Genomic DNA, 18628 nt, shown 5'->3' on the forward strand with positions numbered 1-18628 from the left:
CACGGGGCTGATCGCTACCCTGATCGCGTGCCCACAGCAGAAGAATCATCGAGATCAGTCATCGCTGCGGCCTTCGAATTACGTCGGGCGCTGCGCGAATACATGGACGCATCGGGCACCGACGCGACGTTGCCCGAGGCACAATCCGAAGTACTTCACGATGTTGCGCACCATCCGGGCACTCGCATCGGGGCTGTCGCCGATCGCCTCTCCAGACGCCCGAACACCGTCAGCACACTGGTGCGCACACTCTCCGACAAAGACCTGATCGAGCGACGGCCCGATCCCACGGACGGCCGAGTGAGCACGCTTTACGTGAAGGACGAGCGAAGCGCGCGACGGGACCGTCGGTCCGAACTACGCATCGGTGTTCTCGCCGAAGAACTGGAGTCCCTCGACGAGGGCGACCTCCACACGTTGACCGCTGCCATCGGCATCCTCGACCGGGTCAATCGATCATTGCGAGATCACGCACCGCGGTGATGCTGCTCAGGTGACTTTCCCGCTCTTCTCGTAGACGTCGGCAAAACGCTTCATCTGCTCGGTGATGCCCGTCAGGCTGTACCCCGTACGAAGTTCGACCGTCGCAACCTGGCCCGAAACCACAGCCGGAAGCCTGGTGAAAGTCGGCGAATTGAGCTCCGGTGCATCCGACCAAGTCGGCGGAATCAGGAGCAGATCAGCCGGAAAGACGCCCGGCTCTTCCCAACTCGCCGACGCCCAGAAACCGTCCTCGCTGTCGAGCTTCGCAAATTCGACGCCCATCGTTTCGAGAATACTTCCGAGCGGAGTCCATCCCGGTACCGCGTAGTCAAGGCTCGATTCCAACGGAATCACGTATGCAACAGAGATATTCGACCGCGAAGTGGCCAAGTCGCGCACTCGATCACCGAGCGCACTCAACTCTTCCCGTTTGGCCGCGTAGACCGGCGAGGTGTCGGTGCCGCCGATACCCTGGACCAACGAACTGAAGCTGTCCAGCGCCGCTTGCGCCCCGTCGGTGATCTTGACGCCGGCAATAGGAGCAACCTCTTCGACGCGAGCGATATCGTCACCCCAGATGCTGCCGAAGTTGCCACCGTTGTACGAACTCCAGATGTCGATGACGAGATCCGGGTCCACTGCCAGGAGTTTCTCGGCACTGATGTCTGTGTCGGTCTCGCTGACATGGGCGATTCCGCTGAAGTCGAATGCATTCAACGTGGATTCGTCGAGCCTGGAGAATCCGATGATGCCGACCGGAACGACGCCGTATTCGAGTAGCACCGGCGCGGTGTCCGCCGTCGCCACAATGCGTTCGGGGACCTTGTCGAGCGAAATCTGCTGCCCACGCGCATCTACATACGTCCACGCTTCACCGTCGGACTTCGCGTCGGTCGTCGAGGTGCCACACGCTGCCAGCACCGTCGAAAGTGCCACTGCCACAGCCATGAAGATGGCCCTGCTACCGCGTTGGGAACGCGGCGCAACAAAATCGATCACTTCTGCCCCATGCTGTCGAGCGGGTTTCGGGAGAACCCCGAACCCGGAAAGTAAAGTAAGCCTCGCCTACATGGCTAACGGTAGAGCGGATCAGGAGTTGACGCAATCGCGGAGTTTTGTCAATGAATGTCGAAATCCGATCAGCGGTCCGCGTTCTTTCGAAATGCCATCGGCGTGACTCCTGTGGACTGCTTGAAGGCTGCGACGAAACTACTGGGCGTCGAGTATCCGATCTGCTCTGCCACATCGGCCACCGCAATGCCTTGGCCGAGCAGGGACATCGCCACGTTCATCCGAAGCAGTACGCGCCACTGGCCGAAACTGACGCCGGTGTCCACTTTGAATCGACGAGCCAAAGTGCTGGTACTGACACCGATCTCATTCGCCCAGTCTTCGAAACTGCGTGGATCGTCCGGTTGGGACAACAGGTCGCGCGCAATCCGGCCGACCGGCCCCGAATCGGGAATCTTCATCGCTCCGCGCTCGTCGCCGGGAACAACGAGGTCGAAGAACACTCGCTCGGCGCGGCGCCTCGCATCGTCCGTCATCTCGCGAGCACTCAGATGAAGAAACAACTCGTACAGAAGCGGCGTGCCGTGCACCGCAACCGGGTGATCACCGAGCGAAGGTCCCTGCCCTACAGCGCAATACACGGTCAAGAATTGCGCACCCGCGGCAACGCGCACCGAGTGCCGAACCAGTGCCGGTATCCACAGCCCTCTGCCCGGCAGCAACGTCCACATCTGAGCGCCCGAGCGTACAACCACAATGCCGGAACGAGGAAACAGAATCTCGTTCGATCGGTGTGCGTGGGTTTCCCACGTCACCGGCTGATCAGCACTCGACGCACCACCCCACAGAACCAAATCCTCGGGCTCGTCGTCCAATTCGTGTTCGGATACCACCAACTCGTCGTTCGACGGCACGCCCCACCGGAGCCAGTCACCGTCGATCTCGGATTTTGTCCGCCTCACGTCTACATCCCTGGATCGAGCGTCGTCTGTCCAGGTGACTGTAACCGCTACCTACGCCGAACAGGTGCGGTGGAAGTCGATCCCACCGCACCTGACCGCGAGTTGCCGCTCTAGTTCATGTCGTTCGCAATGATGTTCTCGATATTCCGTTCGGCCAGAGCGGTGATGGTGACAAACGGGTTGACTCCGACGTTGCCCGGAACGAGGGATCCGTCCATGACGTACAGACCCGGGTACTCCGGCAGACGACCGTAGCCGTCGGTCGCCTTGCCGAGCACACAACCGCCGAGGGGGTGGTACGTCAACTGGTCGCCCCACGTCTGTGTCGGGCCGAAGAGGTCGGTCCGGTAGATCGTGCCTTCCTTCTTGTTGATCTTGTCGAAGAGCTTCTTCGCCATGTCGATCGACGGCTGGTTCTGCGAACGCTGCCAGTTCAAACCGACTTTGCCTGTTGCCGAGTTGAATTGGAACTGAGCACGTTGCGGATTCTTGGCAATCGCCAAGTACAGGCTGACCCACAGTTCGGTACCGGCCGGGAAGGGTGCGATTTCCGCGAATACAGGTGCGGATGCATCGGCCCAGTTGTCGATACCCATCACCGGGATCGCAGATTGCTTCGCACCGGTGGCGTCCCACATGTGATTGGCGCGACCCACCATCACGTTGCCGTTGTGACCCCATTCCTGGCCCACAGCACCCGGCAAATTCGCCAGCTGCCCTTGCGCTTTCATCGCGACCAGGAGCTTACTGGTGCCGATACTGCCGGCTGCGAAGAAGACCTTGTCCGCCGTCACCGTCTTGGTGCCGACAGTGTTGCCCTGCTCGTTGATCTGATTCATCACCACTTGATAGCCACCGCCGGTCGCGGCCGGGGCAACCGAGGTCACAACGTGCAGAGCTGAGATGGTGAGCTTGCCGGTGGCGGATGCCGCAGCGAGGTACGTCTTGTCCAGAGACTTCTTTCCCGCGTTGTTGCCGTAGATGACCTCACTGACCAGGGCGGACTTGGTGACCTGGCCGGCAGCTTCCTGCTTCATGTAGTTGAAGTCATAGACATTCGGCACGAACGTTGTTGTGTAACCGGATCTCTCAGCGGTCTTTCGCCCGGTCCGCGCGAACTTGTAGTACTCGGTCGATTCGAACCATGCCGGGTCGATGTTGTTGACTCCGAGCGCGGCGTTGGCCCGCGGGAAATACGTCGAGTACATCTCGTTGGAATCGACCCCGGGCAGGATCTCTTCGAAGTAGTTGCGCTTGGGTGTGACAGCCATACCGCCGTTGACCAGCGACCCACCGCCGACCCCTCGGCCCTGGTAGACCTTGATCCCGCCGAAGTCCTCGGCGTCGAGGACACCGACGTACCGGCTGATGTTCTTGTCCACCGAGCCGCCGGAGAAGTGTGAAACCGGTTGAACTGTACGGTCTCTGAGCCAGAAGGATCGACCGTCGGGCGAGAGCATCGGGCAGAAGATCTTGCCGTCGGACCCTGGTGTGGTCCACGACTTCCCCATTTCGACCATGTGTGTGTCGATGCCGGCCTGCGTCAACCGAAGTGCCGCAACGGCCCCGCCGTATCCGCTCCCGATCACAAGCGCGGGGACACGGTCTCCGTCGTTCAATGCTCGCCTGGGCGCAGCGGCCGCCGTAGTCCACGAGGACGAGAGCGCAGCGGCGCCCACAGCTAATCCTGTTGCTGCCAAGAAGTTTCTACGCGAGAGCGTGGAATTGGTACGTGCGTGCCGTTCGTTGGATCCAGCGCGAATGCTCAAGTGTGCCCTTCTCTTTCCGTGACCCCCGCGCTGAGATATACCGGGAGAAACCGAACGAGAAGTCCATACTCGTGGGTAACTTCGAGGAACCGTTGATTTTCCACGAAAAGGGCCGATGAACAGAAAGTTCACCGGCCCTCCGAAAGAACGAGTCAGGGAATTGAGATGCGACCTTCGACGGCGCCGAGTCCGATGTCCTTGCGGAAATGACCGCCGGGAAGCTTGACGTCGGCGATCTTTGCGTAGGCGTCGTCACGAGCTTCGGTCAGATCCTTGCCCACTCCGACAACACTCAGCACACGTCCACCGGCCGAGACGACGGCTCCGTCTTCACGCTTCTTGGTACCCGCGTGCAGGACTCCGTCGGCGTCTGCTCCGGTGATCACGTCGCCGGTGCGCGGGGTTGCCGGGTAGTTCTCGGCAGCAATCACGACCGTGACGGCGGAACCGTCGCGCCACTGCAACGGACCGACCGAATCGAGGGTTCCGGTCGAGGCTGCATTGAGTAGACCGCCGAGCGGCGTTTCGAGGAGAGCAAGCACGGCCTGAGTTTCGGGGTCACCGAACCGGCAGTTGAATTCGACCACGGCCGGGCCGTCGACGCCGATCGCGAGACCAGCGTAGAGAAGGCCGGAGAAGCTGCTACCGCGCGCCACCAACTCGGCAGCGACGGGCTTGACCACGTCGTCGACGATCTGCGTGACCATCTCGTCGGGCAGCCACGGCAACGGTGTGTACGCGCCCATGCCGCCGGTGTTGGGCCCGGAATCGCCGTCGCCGACGCGCTTGTGGTCCTGCGCCGGGAGCAAAGGGATCACGGTTTCGCCGTCGACGAGGCAGAAGAGCGAAACTTCCGGACCGTCGAGGAAGGACTCGAGGAGAACCGGGTGTCCGGTCTCGAGCAGTTCAGCGGCGTGATCGCGCGCGGCGAGACGATCCGTCGTGACGACAACGCCCTTGCCTGCAGCCAGTCCGTCATCCTTGACCACCCAGTTCGGTCCGAAGCGGTCGAGCGCGTCGTCGAGCTTTGCCGGATTGTCGACGATCTCGCTGTGTGCGGTCTTGACGCCGGCGACAGCCATCACGTCCTTGGCGAAAGCTTTCGAGCCCTCGATGCGGGCGGCGTCGGCCGACGGCCCGAAGCAGGCGATACCTGCTGCGCGCACCGCATCTGCGACACCGAGAACCAGGGGAACCTCGGGTCCGATGACGACGAGGTCGGCCTCGACTTTCTTGGCCAGCGCGGTAACCGCGTCACCCGAAGCAACGTCGACGGGATGCTGCTCGGCGATTTTTGCGATCCCGGCATTGCCAGGCGCGCAGATCAGGGCCGTGACACCTGGATCGCGAGCAAGAGAGAGAAGGAGGGCATGTTCACGGGCTCCGGAGCCGATTACTAGTACGCGCACGGGGAACAGACTACGGCCTGCGGTAACAGCGCTCTCGGAGTGCTACGGGTGGGGCCAAGGTCGCAGGGTTCGGCCTTTGTGCGAAATATCCGTTTCGAGATGAGATCATATGAATACCTGAATAGGTGAACAGATGTTTTCGGACACCTGTCCACCGAGGAAAGGACTCCCGTGAAACTCCACAAACCAGGCGTTCTGACGCTCACCGCAACCGCCGCAATCGGCGCACTTCTGATCACGTCGTGCAGTAGCCCGACTGGCACCGACTCTTCGGGCAACAACGACGGCCTCGTCTTGGCCGATGGCTACGAACTGGGCGGCTACAACCCGGTCGCAGGCTTCGGTGCTGCCGGTGAAGCCAAGATGTACGACGGTCTCGTCCGGCTCACCGGCGGCACCGGCATGCCTGGATTCGAGCCGTCTTTGGCCGCAGAGATGCCAACGGCCAACGTCGACGCGACAGTCTGGACGGTCAAACTCCGTGACGGGGTCACCTTCTCCGACGGATCGACCTTCGATGCCGCCGACGTGGTTGCCACGTACCAGGCGATCCTCGATCCCGCTTCCGCCTCGGAGGCACGGTCGTCGTACGACATGATCAGCGATGTCGTGGCCGTCGACGACAGCACAGTCGAGTTTCGCCTCGCCTACTCGTATGCGCCGTTGCTGACGAAGATGCTGATCGGCATGGTTCCGTCGGAGTCCCTCGCAACACCCGGGCTCGCCGCCGAGTCACCGTTGAACACTGCGCCCGTCGGTACGGGTCCGTACACACTCGTCGACCTCTCACCGGATCGAGCGGTCTTCGAGGCGAACGAGAACTACTGGGACGGCGCGCCGGAGATCAAGAAGCTGACTCTTCTCTACGTTCCCGATGACAACACCCGCGCCCAACGAATGGTGTCCGGTGAGATCGACGGAACCAATCTCCCTCCACTGCTTGCCAATACGTTCTCGAGCAAAGACAACATGTCCGTGACAGCCCATCAGTCGGCAGACTGGCGCGGCCTCTCACTCCCCACGAACAATCCCGTCGCGGGCGACAAAGCCGTGCGTATGGCGCTCAACCTCGCCGCCAATCGCCAGTCGATGATCGACAACGTCCTGGGCGGACACGGCAGAGTTGCCGCCACTCCGATCCCCGAGGTCTACGGCGACTCGTACAACCCGAACGCGACCTTCGCCTACGACCCGGCCGAGGCCGAGCGAATTCTGACCGAGGCCGGCTGGATCGAAGGTGCCGACGGAATCCGTTCGAAAGACGGCCGGCGCGCGCAGTTCACGATCATGTACAACTCCGTCGACACCGTCCGACGTGATCTCGCTCAGGCATTCGCCTCCGACGCTCTCGCCGTCGGCATCGAGGTGGATCTCGAAGCGCTCTCCTGGGACCGCATAGACCCTCGCATCAACCAGGATTCAACACTTCTCGGCGGCGGCGACGAACCTTTCGACCCTGACACACAGGCGTACGACGCGCTGAACTCGAAGTACATCGCACCTGGGGTCGGCAGCATCTACGACAACGCCAGCGACTACTCCAATCCAGCAGTCGACGCAGGCTTGGAAGTAGGACGCCGCAGCCTCGATCCGGCAACGCGTGACGCCGCGTATCGCGACGTTCAGCAGGCGTACGTCGAAGATCCTGGATTTGTCATCCTCGTCTTCCTCGACCATACGTACGTATCGAAGGATTCCGACTGGCAGATGTCCGGACCGGTACTCGAGCCACACTCACACGGTGTGACCTGGGGCCCGTGGTGGTCACTGCAGACGTGGGCCCGAGGGCAATGACAGCGGTCGACGTTCGGGCAGACGCGCCGGCGTCGCGGGGCCACCGTGACAACTCCCGCCGAAAGGCCATCCTCACGATGGTCGGTCGGCGGGTGTTGTTCATCGTGCCCGTGATCGCCGTGGTGTCCGCGGGACTCTTTGCCGCCGCGGCAATTTCACCGTTCGATCCACTGGTCGGCTATCTCGGCACGCGATACATGACGACCAGCGACGCGGACAAAGCGTTGATCGCCGATCAGATGGGTTTCGACAACCCCTGGTACAGCACGTACTGGAATTGGCTCCAGGGTGTGTTCACCGGCGATCTCGGGATCTCCAGATCGTTCAATCAGCCTGTTTCCCAAGTTATCTCCGAGCGTCTGCCGTGGACCCTGCTGCTGGTCGGTATCTCACTCCTCATCGCGATTCTCGCCTCGCTGACACTCGGTGTTCTCGCCGGAATCCGTAGTGGAGGATTCCTGGACAAGATCGTGTCCGGGCTGAGCGTCGTCGTTCAGGGACTTCCGCCGTTTGTCTTGTCGCTGGGGGCCATCGCGCTCTTCGCTTTGACTCTTGGCTGGCTCCCGGTCGCCGGACTGACCGACGGGGGTGCCGATCCCACACCGGGACAGGTCGTCCGACACTTGGTCCTACCGGTGACGGTGCTCGCCATTTCGCAGATGCCGTGGCTCCTCCTCGCCGTCCGAGAATCCGTCGTGGGTTCGAAAGGCGAAGGGTTTGTGGCGGGCGCAGTAGCGCGCGGAATCCCGACGCCGACCATTACGAAGCGCCACATACTGCCGACGTCACTGGCACCTTTCGTGAACATCGTCGGCGTGCGATTGCCCGAACTGATAGTCGGGGCGGTGCTGGTGGAAGAGGTCTTCAGTTGGCCGGGGATCGCCGGCGCCATCGTTTCCTCTGCCCGCGACCTCGACATGGCCCTACTCGCATTCCTCACCGTTGGTACGACATTGACGGTCATGCTCGGTTCACTACTTGCCGACGTCCTGGTTGCAGTACTCGACCCGAGAGTGAGTACCGATGGCTGAGCGACGCTTCAAGTTCGCCCTCGGCGTGCTGATCCTCGTTGCGCTGTACGCGGCGCTGGTCCCATGGTTGGCCGACGTCGACGACCGAGTCACCGACTTCTCGGCGGCCCGCCTGGCTCCATCCTTCGATCACCCGTTCGGAACGGACTCTGCGGGACGAGATCTGTTCGTGCGCATAGCTGCAGGCATTCGAACCTCACTACTCATCGCACTCGCCTGCGCGCTGCTCGCCACGGTGATCGGCGTCGCCGTCGGTACCACGGCTGGGCTGGTCGGCGGCTGGGTGGACAGGTTCGTCATGCGCGGCACCGACGCCGTCAACGCACTCCCTCACCTGTTGCTCGGCATCGTCATCGTCGCGATGTTCCGCGGAAGCATTGCCGCCATCGTGCTTTCGATCGCACTGACCCACTGGACCCAAGTGGCCCGGATCATCCGCTCCGAAATCTTGAGTCTGCGCGAACGACCGTACATCGACGCCGCCATTCTGGCGGGGGCAAGTCGACGTCACGTGATCATGCGCCACCTGGTGCCGGCGACGGCGCCGCAGGCCTTGATCGCGGTCGTTCTCCTCTTACCCCACGCCGTGTGGCACGAATCGACGTTGTCCTTCCTGGGTTTCGGCCTTCCCCCGCACAAGCCCAGTCTAGGAACGCTTCTCGAAGAGGCTCGCAGTTCTCTGCTCCTCGGCGGTTGGTGGACGCTGGTATTCCCCGCCGCAGTCCTCGTGATCGCCACCGTCGCAGTTGCAGTCGCCGGTTCGGCCCTGCGGTCGATGCTCACTCCCCCACGACCTTCGGAGTTGCGACTGTGAACCACGGCCTACGCATCGAATCCCTCACCGTCAGGATCCCTCTACCCGGAGGATCCGTAGTCCACGCTGCGAGCGACATAGACCTCTCGGTCCCGGCCGGCACGGTGACCGCACTCGTCGGCGAATCCGGGTGCGGCAAGTCGATCGTCGCCACATCGGTCATGAACATGTTGCCGCCGACAGCTTCTCGAACTGGAACGGTCACCGTTGGCACCCCCGATCAGGAGATCGATGTCTTCTCCGGCACCGCGTTCCGGGGGCGACATGCTGCGCTCGTTCCGCAATCTGCCGCAACACATCTCACCCCCGTTCGAACTGCGAGATCGCAACTGCAAGAAACCATCGACGCGCTCGGCAGCGATCACACCTGCGACGCCTTGGCACTTCGCGTCGGACTCGAGCCCTCGACTCTGGACTGCTACCCGCACGAACTGTCGGGTGGCATGGCGCAACGCGTCGCCATTGCCGGTGCGTTGGCCGGGAATCCATCGGTGATCGTGGCTGACGAACCCACCGCCAACCTCGACCGCGAACTCACCGACCACGTCATGAGCCTACTTCGCGAGTGCGCGGACGCCGGGGCGGCAGTCCTGCTCATCACCCACGACCTGACATCCCTTACCCGCAGCGGCGTCGCGGATCGACTTGCCGTCATGTACGCATCACGCATCATGGAAACCGGTCCGGCTACTCTGGTGTTCCAGGATCCACTCCACGACTACACCCGAGACCTACTCGGCGCCTTACCTTCCCGCGGTTTGAATCCGATCCCCGGCTCGCCACCGCAACTGACCGATCTCCCCGACGAGTGCGTCTATCACCTACGACGCCCGGAGTCGAAACAGTCCGGTGGACCGACCGAGTTGATAACCCTCGGCGAACGCACGTACCGAACATTGCAGAAGGTGGGCTGACATGAGTCTGCAGGCATTGGGAATCACCAGTGGGTACCACCGAAACCGACCGGTGCTCGAAGACATTTCCCTCGAGATTCCGTCGGGAAAGTTGATCGGCCTGACCGGGCCGTCGGGAACCGGAAAGTCCACACTTGCAAGAATTCTCGCCTCACTGGATGCGCCATGGTCAGGCGAGGTGCGGATCGACGGATCACCTGTCGTGGGTACCAAATTCTCGGTGCCTGCGGCGTTGCGCGGCACGGTATCCATGCTGTTTCAGTCACCTCGTGCATCGACCGACCCTCGGCAGACGCTGGCCTCGATCATCGGGCAACCCGGTGATATTGCCGGCAGGACAATCGATGTGGTCACGCTGGCCGCAGAAGTGGGCCTCACCCCCGATCTCTTGTCCCGCAGACCACACCAGGTCAGCGACGGCCAACTGCAGCGCGCCTGCCTCGCGAGATCGCTGGCACAACAGCCGAAATACCTCATCTGCGACGAGGCGACGGCAATGCTCGACGCCGCCACGACGGCCACGCTCATGCGGTTGATCGAGAGTCGCTCTGCTGAAACCGATGTCGGCGTACTACTCATCAGCCATGATCGCGAATTACTCGACGCCTGCTGCGACACGGTCCACGACCTCGACGGCATTCGCGCTTAGCGGTGGCCCGAGCAGGGCGTGTGGGCTCGGCTACTGGAGAACACTTTCCCTCGCGTAGCAGTCGGGAATCTGGACTGTTTCGTTGCCGACCGCACCAAAGTGGCGCTTACTGATCACACGGCATCGTGAACGACACTGGTTTGCCGGTGGCGCGCGCATACGCGACCTCTCGGCGCGTGGACTCGCCGATGTATCCGGCTGGGTTGACGACCAGAACCCGATCAGCCAGGTCGATCTTGCGCAAGTGGAGCGCGTCGAGCAGTGCCTTCTGCTCGACAGAGATCACCTCGCCTGCTTCACCCGGCGCGACGACGATGACGCCTGCGAACGTCAGGTCGCGGTTCACCTCCCGCATCTCTTCAGCGAATCGGGCAGAGCCGCAAATACAGACAATCTCAGGTCGATCAGGCACGGTTCAGTCTCTCATCGACTCGAGAGCCCGCGGTAACAACAGTCCCATCTGGCACCTCGAGCAATACACCCCAGCCCCAACGAAATTGACCCTTGACTCGAACTGGTGTTCGAGTATGCTTCAGGGAGGGGATCGGGGGATTCAATGAGTGTCTTGTCGTCGGACGTTGTTTCGGGTTCTGCGGTGGGGTTACGCGGACGGTTGTGGCAGTTGACTGCTGCCGAGTTACGTAAGGCTGCTATCGAGGCAAGTGCAGAGATTCTGCGCTTGGAAGCCGTTCGGGTAGCGGTAGTCGACGAACTCTCGATGCGCCCGGACGATCAGGTGATTGCGTCCCGTGGAGTCGGTTCCTGGTTGGCGGCCAACACGATGCTGCAGGTTCGGGACGGAAAGAAGATCGCCGCCCTGGGCGCCGCGCTGCGGCCGTTTCCCGCGGTGGCAGCGCAATTCGATTGCGGGGATTGCTCGGTCGATCATGCCGTGTTGATCGTGGCGTTCTGTGAATCCCCACCGAAGGGGATGCCGGAGGAGGCGCTACCGAAGTGCATCGATTTGTTGTTGGCTGCTGCGTCGGGTGTGGAGGCGACAACGACGAAGGTGCGGAACGTGATCGCGACTTTGGAGCGGTTGTTCGAGTCCGATGAGATTCCACCTGCCGAAGACATCGACCGGAACGAGCTCCGGATCGCCTCGACACTCAATGGCCGGGTGGTGGTGCGTGGGGATTTCGACGCCCTCACCGGCGAAATGCTGTTATCGGCGTTGTCGAATCTGACGATGCCCACCCCAGCACCGGACGGAACTCCCGACGCTCGGTCGGCGGCGAAGCGGACGGCGGACGGGTTCACCGAACTGATCCGCCGGTATCTGGACTGCGCCAAGACCGGAACCGATGGTGGTCAGCGACCGCATGTGAACGTGCACATCAACGCGCGCGATCTCGCTGAGCACCGGGACTGCGCCGCTGCGCCTTCTGATGGCGGAGAGTCCCCGTCTGATCTTGATGTGGGGCACATGCCGTGGCTCGGGCCTCTGTCGGTGTCGCAGACGCGGTTGTTGGGGTGCGACTGTTTCCTCTCGACGGTGTTGCTCGACGCTCACGGCGCGCCGTTGGATGCGAGACCCGGAAAACGATTGGTCAACGCCGAACAGAGAGTGGCGTTGATCGCCCGAGACAAGGGCTGCGCCTTCCCCGGCTGCACATGCGTACCAGCCTGGACCGACGCACACCACATCCGGCACTGGGCGAACGGTGGTCCGACGGTGATGAACAACCTTGTCCTACTCTGCCGCTCGCACCACCGCTTGATGCACCGCAAAACGGGGTTCGTCGGAAAATGGGAAATCCGGATCGGCGTCGACAACAAACCGTGGTTCATCCCGCCACCCTCGATCGACCCCGGGCAGCACCCGAGGCCGGCGAACACCACCTTCAAAACCTGAGAACAGCTTCTCGGGCACAACAGAACACGGCCAGGTCCGCATCGGAAGTGCTCCTCCGATGCGGACCTGGCATGCGCTCTTGCTGGTCAGCCCCCAACCGTCAAGTCGTAGAGGGTAACTCCGTCCACTGTTGTGGCGGTGAAGTTTTCGGTCACCCACGTCGAGATAGCGGTAGCGGTGCCCTCGGCGTTCATACCGCCACCCATCCCGCCGCCGGCGATGAAGAAGTGAATCTTGCCCTCTGCCACGTACTGCTGGAACTGCGCGAGCGTCGGCGACGGATCGCTGCCGTTGAACCCTCCGATAGCCATGACCGGTGATTGCGTCGCAAGCTGATAACCCGAGGCGCTGTTGGACCCGATTGCCGCGGCTACCCACGTGAACTGGTCGGAGTTCTCTTCAAGTGTGGACACAACAGCGGCTCCCGGCGTGCTGCCCTGAAGTAGACCACCAGCGCCTCCTCCCATTGCGCCTCGCGTTCCGTCAGTGGTCGATGTGGTGGTACCTGGAGGTGTTGCACCACCGGGTATCTGGCCCATTCCTGCAGGTGGCGTTCCGTCCGTCCGACGGTAACCGCCATCAGTCGTGCCACCGAATCCACCGAAGCCTCCGCGGCCACCGCCGGGCCCGCCCATTCCACCTTCGACGCTCGGTCCGGCCGAAACTATGGAACCGGTATGCGGAGTGTTGATCGTGTCGATCGCGTATGCAGTCGGACCTGCTAGACCGGCGAAGATCGCTGCGAGAATCACTGCCACAGCCAATCGACCTCGCGTCACTGCCGGAATCAGCACTGCCACGGCAGCGACAACGCCGACCACCAGAATGGCCCACCGGAGCCACGGTACGAATGAAGGCGAGCGTCCGAGCAGTACCCACGCCATCGCGACGGTTGCGGCCAATGACACCGCCAGAATGATGCGAACCCAGAGGACGCCACGGTGACGCCACGCCACTACGGATCCTGAACCGATCAGTGCGGCGATCGCCGGCGCCAGCGCAACGGTGTAGTAGGCGTGGAAGATTCCCGCCATGAAACTGAAGGTCAGTCCGGTCACCAACAGCCACAGGCCCCAGACGATGAACGAGGCGCGCTGTGTGTCGACGCGCGGAGCCCTGCCTCGCAGCACGATTCCAGCCACCAGAAGTATCAGTGCGGCAGGAATCAACCAGGCAATCTGCCCGCCCTGGGCAGATTCGAACAGTCGGGTAATGCCGGTACTCCCCCACATACCGCCGCCGGCTCCACCACCTGGTGCCATACCGCCTGCTGTCATGCCACCTGCTGCCTCTCCCATTCCCGGGAAACCTCCCGCAGCAGCGCCGGCCGCAGCATCACCAGCACCGCGCATTCCGCCGCCGCCGACGCTTCCGGTCTCGTTGCCGCTCAAGCGTCCGAGCCCGTTGTAACCGAGCGTCAGCTCGAGAATCGAATTGTTCTGCGAACCACCGATCCAAGGACGTGAGTCGGCCGGCCACAGTTCGACGATTGCCAACCACCATCCGGCGGAGACGATCAACCCGCCCAGTGCAGCAAACAGTTGAAGGACCCGCTTACCCAGTTTCGGCGGTCCGGCGATCAGATAGGTGAGTGCCAGTGGCGGAACCACCAACATGACCTGCAATTGCTTTGTCAGGAAACCGAATCCGCAAAAGACGCCGACCAACACGAGCCAACGGGTGCGGCCGTCCTGCACGGCGCGCATCATCGCCCATACTGCTGCGATCATCAGGAGCACCAGCAAGGCATCCGGGTTGTTGAACCGGAACATCAACGCCGCTACGGGAGTAAGCGCCAGCACCAAACCGGCGAGGAGTCCGCCGGCAGCCCCGAAGTACCGCCGCACCGTTCCCCACAACAGTGCTACCGATCCGACACCGAGCAGTGCCTGCGGCACCAACATCGCCCAGGAGTTGAGTCCGAAGATGCGAACCGACAGCGACATCAACCACAGGGACATGGGCGGCTTGTCGACGGTGATCGAGTTTGCAGCGTCCGAGGAGCCGAAGAAGAAGGCTTTCCACGACACCGAACCTGCCTGTACCGCAGCGGCATAGAACGAGTTGGCCCATCCGGATGCACCCAAGCCCCAGATGTAGGCGACTCCGGTCCCCACCAACAGCACTCCGAGCGCCCACGGTTCCCAGCGCACCCGACGCTGCGGTTCCGGCGCCGGCACCGACGCGGCGAGTCTCTCTGCAGTGGCGGTCATCGATTGGCTCCTACGGGTTGTGCGGTGCGAAACACCCAGCGCAGTGCGATGAATCGACTCACTGTGGCAACAAGATTGGCAATGACAAGTACTGCAAGCTCGACGTGTTTGGACGCATCGGGTGCCACAACGTCGAGCACGAACAACGATCCGCTGGTGAGCAGCAAGCCGAACCCGAATACGAGCAGGCCCTGCATTTGGTGACGGGCGGATCCTTCCGACCCCCGGATCCCGAAGGTGAAGGCGCGATTGGCGGCGGTGTTGAACACCGCGGTCACCAGCAATGCGACGGCATTGGCCCACTGCGCACCCATAATCGAGTGCAGTGCGAGATAGAGCAGCGCGTACGCAAGCGTAGAAATGACTCCCACCACGGCAAAGCGTGAGAGCTGCCCGACCATGCCTCGCGGAACACCCGGAACCAACGGTTCACGTCCGAAACTCGCCCTGAGCTCGGCCAGTGGGAGTGAGCCGGTCGAGAGTGCTCGCCCGACGCGCACCACACCTTTGAGGTCGGCGACTGCCGTGGCGACGATGTCTACCCGACTGTCCGGATCGTCCACCCAGTCGACGGGGACCTCGTGAATTCGCATCCCGGCCCGCTCGGCCAGCACCAACAATTCGGTGTCGAAGAACCATCCGGTGTCCTCCACCAGCGGAAGTAGTTGTCGCGCAACGTCGACGCGCATGGCTTTGAAACCACACTGAGCGTCGGAGAAGCGAGCATGCAGTGCGCTTCGGAGAATGAGGTTGTAACTACGCGAGATGAACTCACGCTTGGGGCCACGGACCACGCGGGACGAACGTGCCAACCGAGAACCGATGGCGATGTCCGAGTGCCCCGAGAGCAGCGGAGCAATCAACGGCATCAGGGCGTTGAGATCAGTCGAGAGGTCGACGTCCATGTACGCGACCACGTCCGCGTCGGAATCGCTCCACACCTGCCGCAGTGCTCGGCCGCGGCCCTTGGCATCCAGGTGCACGACCCGGACGTCGTCGAATTCTTCGGCGAGGGAACGAGCGAGCGCCAACGTACCGTCGACACTGGCGTTGTCCGCGATGGTAATTCGGGCAGAAAATGGCACCTGCGTGCGTAAATGATGGCGCAAGCGGCGCACGCACGTCTCGAGGCCCGCCTCTTCGTTGTATACCGGGACGACCACGTCCAGCACTACAGTCGTCGCGGAGAGCTCCCCTGCGTCCGTGCTGCCCGCGGTCTGCATGGCTTCTGTCGTCATGCGTCCTAGATTTGTCGGGCCGGCTCCGACGAACCTGCATCCAGCCTGGGAGTTTCCTGGCAACCGGACGCGGGCTAATCTCGGGGTATGCCTTCAGTCTTCAGCGCCATCATCAACGGGGATCTACCAGGACGTTTCGTGTGGGAGGACGACGACGTTGTCGCGTTCCTGACCATCGCACCGGTAACGCAAGGTCACGTACTTGTCGTACCGCGCGCCGAGGTCGATCAGTGGCAGGACGTAGATCCTGAACTCTTCGCCAAGGTCACCGCGGTTGCCCGCACCCTGGGTCAGGCTGTGAGGAAGGCGTTCGACGCGCCTCGGGCCGGTCTCCTCATCGCAGGTCTGGAAGTTCCGCATCTTCACGTTCACGTCTTCCCCGCATACGACATGGGGAACTTCGACATCAGTGGCGCCGACACTTCGCCGTCACCCGAATCTCTCGACGAGGCGCAGACCAAACTCAAGTCGGCACTACGCGACCTCGGCTCCGAGGCAACTGTCTCGACTCGTTGATCGCGTACCTTCGACCGAATTTCGCTGGCCGATAACTGGACTCCCCGCCGCAGCCTCCGATGGAGGTTGCGGCGGTCGCATTTGTCCCTCCTACCGACCGTGACCTGCGATTGCACACCGAACAGTCCGTTTCGCGCTGTCGCGCGAGCACGAGTTTCGCTGCTACCGTGGGGCGCTGGTCCGGGACCTAGGGCCCTAAAACTAGTTCACGTGTTAACAGTCGGAGGACAAGGGAGCAATGCAGGAACGTGCCAAGATCAGTCGGCGTCAGATTCTTCGTGGCGCTGCCGATCGGTTCGAAGTCACGGGGTACGGCAGCACGAGCATGAACGACATCGTGTCCGCGGCGCAGATGACCAAGGGCGCGGTCTATTTCCACTTCTCGTCCAAAGACGAATTGGCTCAAGCTGTCATCGAAGAACAGCACCAGATCTCGATCACCGCCTTCACCGCAGTTGCAGCCACGGGCGCACCGGCACTGGAACAGCTCGTCATGGTGTGCCACGAGATGGGCCGCCAGCTTGTCGCGGACCCGATTGTTCGTGCGGGAGTCCGGCTTACCCTCGAATTGGCATCTGCCGACGGTTCGCAAGGTCCGTACCTCGCGTGGATTCGCGAGCTTCGAAAACTGGCCGACGCTGCGAAGCGCGACGGCGATATCCGCGACGACGTGGAGCCGGAATCTGTTGGCCGCGTGGCGATCTCGGCATTCACCGGCGTCCAACTGGTTTCGAACGTACTCACCAGGCGAAGCGATCTGAACGACCGCATCGACGAGTTGTTCACTCTCCTGTTGGCAGGCATCGTCTCCGACAAGCGCCGCGGGGATCTCGACAGCCTTGTCCGCTGCCGGCTCGAAACGTACGCCTCCTGATCTGGAGAACACCCCGACGCCCGGACGATTCGGCGTAAGAGCACCGAACCGTGGGCCAACATTCGTCGATTCGTACAAGACCCTCCGGCACCGACTCACTATCGTCAGATCCACGAATAACCCAGATATACGGATACCGACGAAAGGGCTTCTCGAATGACCGACACCGCCACGTACGTTGAGAGCGCACAGCAGGAGATCGCTGCTGTACTGGCCGAAGCGAAGACAGATGCGTTCGTCCACGCGCGCGACATCGATTCCGGCGAAGAGTTCGGCTACGGCGCTGACGAAGGTGTCATCCTCGCCTCCGTGTTCAAGATTCCTGTCGTACTCCAGTACGCACGTGAAGTAGCGGCAGGCACCCTTGATCCGACCGAGCACGCCACGGTGACCGCCGAGTTCCGCTCGGGCGGCATCGGTATCGGCGGTTGCGCCGACGATGTCACCGCCAGCTGGCGAGATCTCGCTCTGCTCATGATGAGCTTCAGCGACAACGCCGCCACTGATTTCTTGTACGAGCGTCTCGGACTCGACAACATCGTCGCAACGCTGCGCGGGCTCGGTTTGGAGAAGACCAACCTGGTACGTGACTGCCGCGGTCTCTTCAAAACAGTCTACGAAGACCTCGGAGTCGACAAGGAAACCTTGCTGGAATACCCCCCGATCGAAATTCTCCGGACGATTTCCATCATGGATCCGGCCCGCTCCAACTCCAGCACTCCTCGTGAGATCACAATGTTGCTGGCTGCAATCTGGCGGGACGAAGCCGGCCCCGCTTCGGCCTGCGAAGAGGTCCGAACCATCATGAGCAAGCAGGTCTGGCCGCACCGCCTTTCGTCCGGTTTCCCCGACGAGGTCACTGTCGCCGCCAAGACCGGAACATTGGGGCTGGTACGAAACGAAGCCGGCGTCGTGGCGTACCCGGACGGCAAGCGTTACGCCGTCGGTGTCTTCACCAAGTCCCATGAGCTCACCCATCGCGCCCCGAAGATCGACGCTTCCATCGGAACCGTCGGCCGCATCGCTGTCGAAGCTCTCCGCAACAACAGCTGATCTGAACCCGCCGACGAAAATGCGGGTCGCGCCGAGAAGCCGG

The 18628-nt window shown here is 62.2% G+C and carries 17 protein-coding genes; 10 read left to right on the plus strand and 7 right to left on the minus strand.

The features are described from left to right. The first annotated feature begins 27 nt into the window (after positions 1-27). The gene (locus tag ACFQ6H_RS15020) at positions 28-483 is read left to right on the plus strand and encodes a MarR family winged helix-turn-helix transcriptional regulator (RefSeq protein ID WP_378646966.1); all 456 of its coding nucleotides are present in this window, start codon (positions 28-30) and stop codon (positions 481-483) included. 6 nt (positions 484-489) lie between these two features. Here ACFQ6H_RS15020 and ACFQ6H_RS15025 read toward each other — a convergent pair whose 3' ends face one another. The 4 genes from ACFQ6H_RS15025 to purD form a co-directional block, all read right to left on the minus strand. After that, entirely contained in the window at positions 490-1431 is a 942-nt protein-coding gene (locus ACFQ6H_RS15025) for an ABC transporter substrate-binding protein (RefSeq protein ID WP_378646968.1), read from the minus strand. 191 nt (positions 1432-1622) lie between these two features. After that, positions 1623-2456 (minus strand): helix-turn-helix domain-containing protein, encoded by an 834-nt coding sequence (locus tag ACFQ6H_RS15030; protein ID WP_378646970.1) that lies wholly within the window; start codon positions 2454-2456, stop codon positions 1623-1625. 110 nt (positions 2457-2566) lie between these two features. Next, a complete protein-coding gene (locus tag ACFQ6H_RS15035; RefSeq protein WP_378448879.1) occupies positions 2567-4135 on the minus strand; it encodes a GMC oxidoreductase in 1569 nt (522 codons plus the stop codon). Positions 4136-4377: 242 nt separating this feature from the next. Beyond that, positions 4378-5634: a phosphoribosylamine--glycine ligase gene (purD, locus tag ACFQ6H_RS15040; protein WP_347871725.1), complete on the minus strand. Its 1257-nt coding sequence runs from the start codon at positions 5632-5634 to the stop codon at positions 4378-4380. 171 nt (positions 5635-5805) lie between these two features. On the opposite strand from purD, the gene ACFQ6H_RS15045 reads away from it, so the two are divergent. From ACFQ6H_RS15045 to ACFQ6H_RS15065, 5 genes are read left to right on the plus strand one after another with little or no spacing between them, the layout of a single operon-like run. Then, a complete protein-coding gene (locus tag ACFQ6H_RS15045; protein WP_378646972.1) occupies positions 5806-7428 on the plus strand; it encodes an ABC transporter substrate-binding protein in 1623 nt (540 codons plus the stop codon). Then, complete coding sequence (locus tag ACFQ6H_RS15050) at positions 7425-8459, plus strand: ABC transporter permease (protein WP_378646998.1); 1035 nt, start codon at positions 7425-7427, stop codon at positions 8457-8459. Before ACFQ6H_RS15045 ends, ACFQ6H_RS15050 begins: the two co-directional genes overlap by 4 nt. Next, positions 8452-9273: an ABC transporter permease gene (locus tag ACFQ6H_RS15055; protein ID WP_378646974.1), complete on the plus strand. Its 822-nt coding sequence runs from the start codon at positions 8452-8454 to the stop codon at positions 9271-9273. Before ACFQ6H_RS15050 ends, ACFQ6H_RS15055 begins: the two co-directional genes overlap by 8 nt. Continuing rightward, entirely contained in the window at positions 9270-10187 is a 918-nt protein-coding gene (locus ACFQ6H_RS15060; protein WP_378646976.1) for an oligopeptide/dipeptide ABC transporter ATP-binding protein, read from the plus strand. Before ACFQ6H_RS15055 ends, ACFQ6H_RS15060 begins: the two co-directional genes overlap by 4 nt. 1 nt (position 10188) lies before the next feature. Continuing rightward, positions 10189-10836 (plus strand): ABC transporter ATP-binding protein, encoded by a 648-nt coding sequence (locus ACFQ6H_RS15065; protein WP_378646978.1) that lies wholly within the window; start codon positions 10189-10191, stop codon positions 10834-10836. Positions 10837-10942: 106 nt separating this feature from the next. On the opposite strand, the gene ACFQ6H_RS15070 is transcribed toward ACFQ6H_RS15065, so the two are convergent. Further along, positions 10943-11191, minus strand: coding sequence for a hypothetical protein (locus ACFQ6H_RS15070; RefSeq protein WP_378646980.1), 249 nt, complete (start codon positions 11189-11191; stop codon positions 10943-10945). A gap of 201 nt (positions 11192-11392) precedes the next feature. On the opposite strand from ACFQ6H_RS15070, the gene ACFQ6H_RS15075 reads away from it, so the two are divergent. Then, complete coding sequence (locus ACFQ6H_RS15075; protein ID WP_378646982.1) at positions 11393-12691, plus strand: DUF222 domain-containing protein; 1299 nt, start codon at positions 11393-11395, stop codon at positions 12689-12691. Between the two features lie 86 nt (positions 12692-12777). Here the strand turns inward: ACFQ6H_RS15075 and ACFQ6H_RS15080 are convergent, their stop codons facing one another. Next, positions 12778-14904, minus strand: a complete 2127-nt coding sequence (locus tag ACFQ6H_RS15080) for a glycosyltransferase family 39 protein (RefSeq protein ID WP_378646984.1) — start codon at positions 14902-14904, stop codon at positions 12778-12780. Continuing rightward, the gene (locus tag ACFQ6H_RS15085; RefSeq protein WP_378535297.1) at positions 14901-16142 is read right to left on the minus strand and encodes a glycosyltransferase; all 1242 of its coding nucleotides are present in this window, start codon (positions 16140-16142) and stop codon (positions 14901-14903) included. Before ACFQ6H_RS15085 ends, ACFQ6H_RS15080 begins: the two co-directional genes overlap by 4 nt. Positions 16143-16229: 87 nt before the next feature. Between ACFQ6H_RS15085 and ACFQ6H_RS15090 the strand changes: the two genes are divergently transcribed. From ACFQ6H_RS15090 to ACFQ6H_RS15100, 3 genes are all read left to right on the plus strand, one after another. Further along, positions 16230-16658, plus strand: coding sequence for an HIT family protein (locus tag ACFQ6H_RS15090; protein WP_378646986.1), 429 nt, complete (start codon positions 16230-16232; stop codon positions 16656-16658). A gap of 238 nt (positions 16659-16896) precedes the next feature. After that, complete coding sequence (locus tag ACFQ6H_RS15095; RefSeq protein ID WP_378646988.1) at positions 16897-17532, plus strand: ScbR family autoregulator-binding transcription factor; 636 nt, start codon at positions 16897-16899, stop codon at positions 17530-17532. Between the two features lie 156 nt (positions 17533-17688). Next, positions 17689-18585, plus strand: a complete 897-nt coding sequence (locus ACFQ6H_RS15100) for a serine hydrolase (RefSeq protein WP_378646990.1) — start codon at positions 17689-17691, stop codon at positions 18583-18585. The last annotated feature ends 43 nt before the right edge of the window (positions 18586-18628 follow it).

It is taken from the genome of Rhodococcus sp. NPDC056506, assembly GCF_042794945.1.
Classification (GTDB): Bacteria; Actinomycetota; Actinomycetes; order Mycobacteriales; family Mycobacteriaceae; genus Rhodococcus_F.

Excerpts from the sequence above, each read along its gene's own strand:
- ACFQ6H_RS15025 (WP_378646968.1), bottom strand. The coding sequence starts at position 1,431 with ATGGCTGTGGCAGTGGCACTTTCGACGGTGCTGGCAGCGTGTGGCACC.
- ACFQ6H_RS15050 (WP_378646998.1), top strand. The coding sequence starts at position 7,425 with ATGACAGCGGTCGACGTTCGGGCAGACGCGCCGGCGTCGCGGGGCCAC.
- ACFQ6H_RS15055 (WP_378646974.1), top strand. The coding sequence starts at position 8,452 with ATGGCTGAGCGACGCTTCAAGTTCGCCCTCGGCGTGCTGATCCTCGTT.
- ACFQ6H_RS15065 (WP_378646978.1), top strand. The coding sequence starts at position 10,189 with ATGAGTCTGCAGGCATTGGGAATCACCAGTGGGTACCACCGAAACCGA.
- ACFQ6H_RS15070 (WP_378646980.1), bottom strand. The coding sequence starts at position 11,191 with ATGCGGGAGGTGAACCGCGACCTGACGTTCGCAGGCGTCATCGTCGTC.
- ACFQ6H_RS15075 (WP_378646982.1), top strand. The coding sequence starts at position 11,393 with ATGAGTGTCTTGTCGTCGGACGTTGTTTCGGGTTCTGCGGTGGGGTTA.
- ACFQ6H_RS15080 (WP_378646984.1), bottom strand. The coding sequence starts at position 14,904 with ATGACCGCCACTGCAGAGAGACTCGCCGCGTCGGTGCCGGCGCCGGAA.
- ACFQ6H_RS15085 (WP_378535297.1), bottom strand. The coding sequence starts at position 16,142 with ATGACGACAGAAGCCATGCAGACCGCGGGCAGCACGGACGCAGGGGAG.
- ACFQ6H_RS15090 (WP_378646986.1), top strand. The coding sequence starts at position 16,230 with ATGCCTTCAGTCTTCAGCGCCATCATCAACGGGGATCTACCAGGACGT.
- ACFQ6H_RS15095 (WP_378646988.1), top strand. The coding sequence starts at position 16,897 with ATGCAGGAACGTGCCAAGATCAGTCGGCGTCAGATTCTTCGTGGCGCT.
- ACFQ6H_RS15100 (WP_378646990.1), top strand. The coding sequence starts at position 17,689 with ATGACCGACACCGCCACGTACGTTGAGAGCGCACAGCAGGAGATCGCT.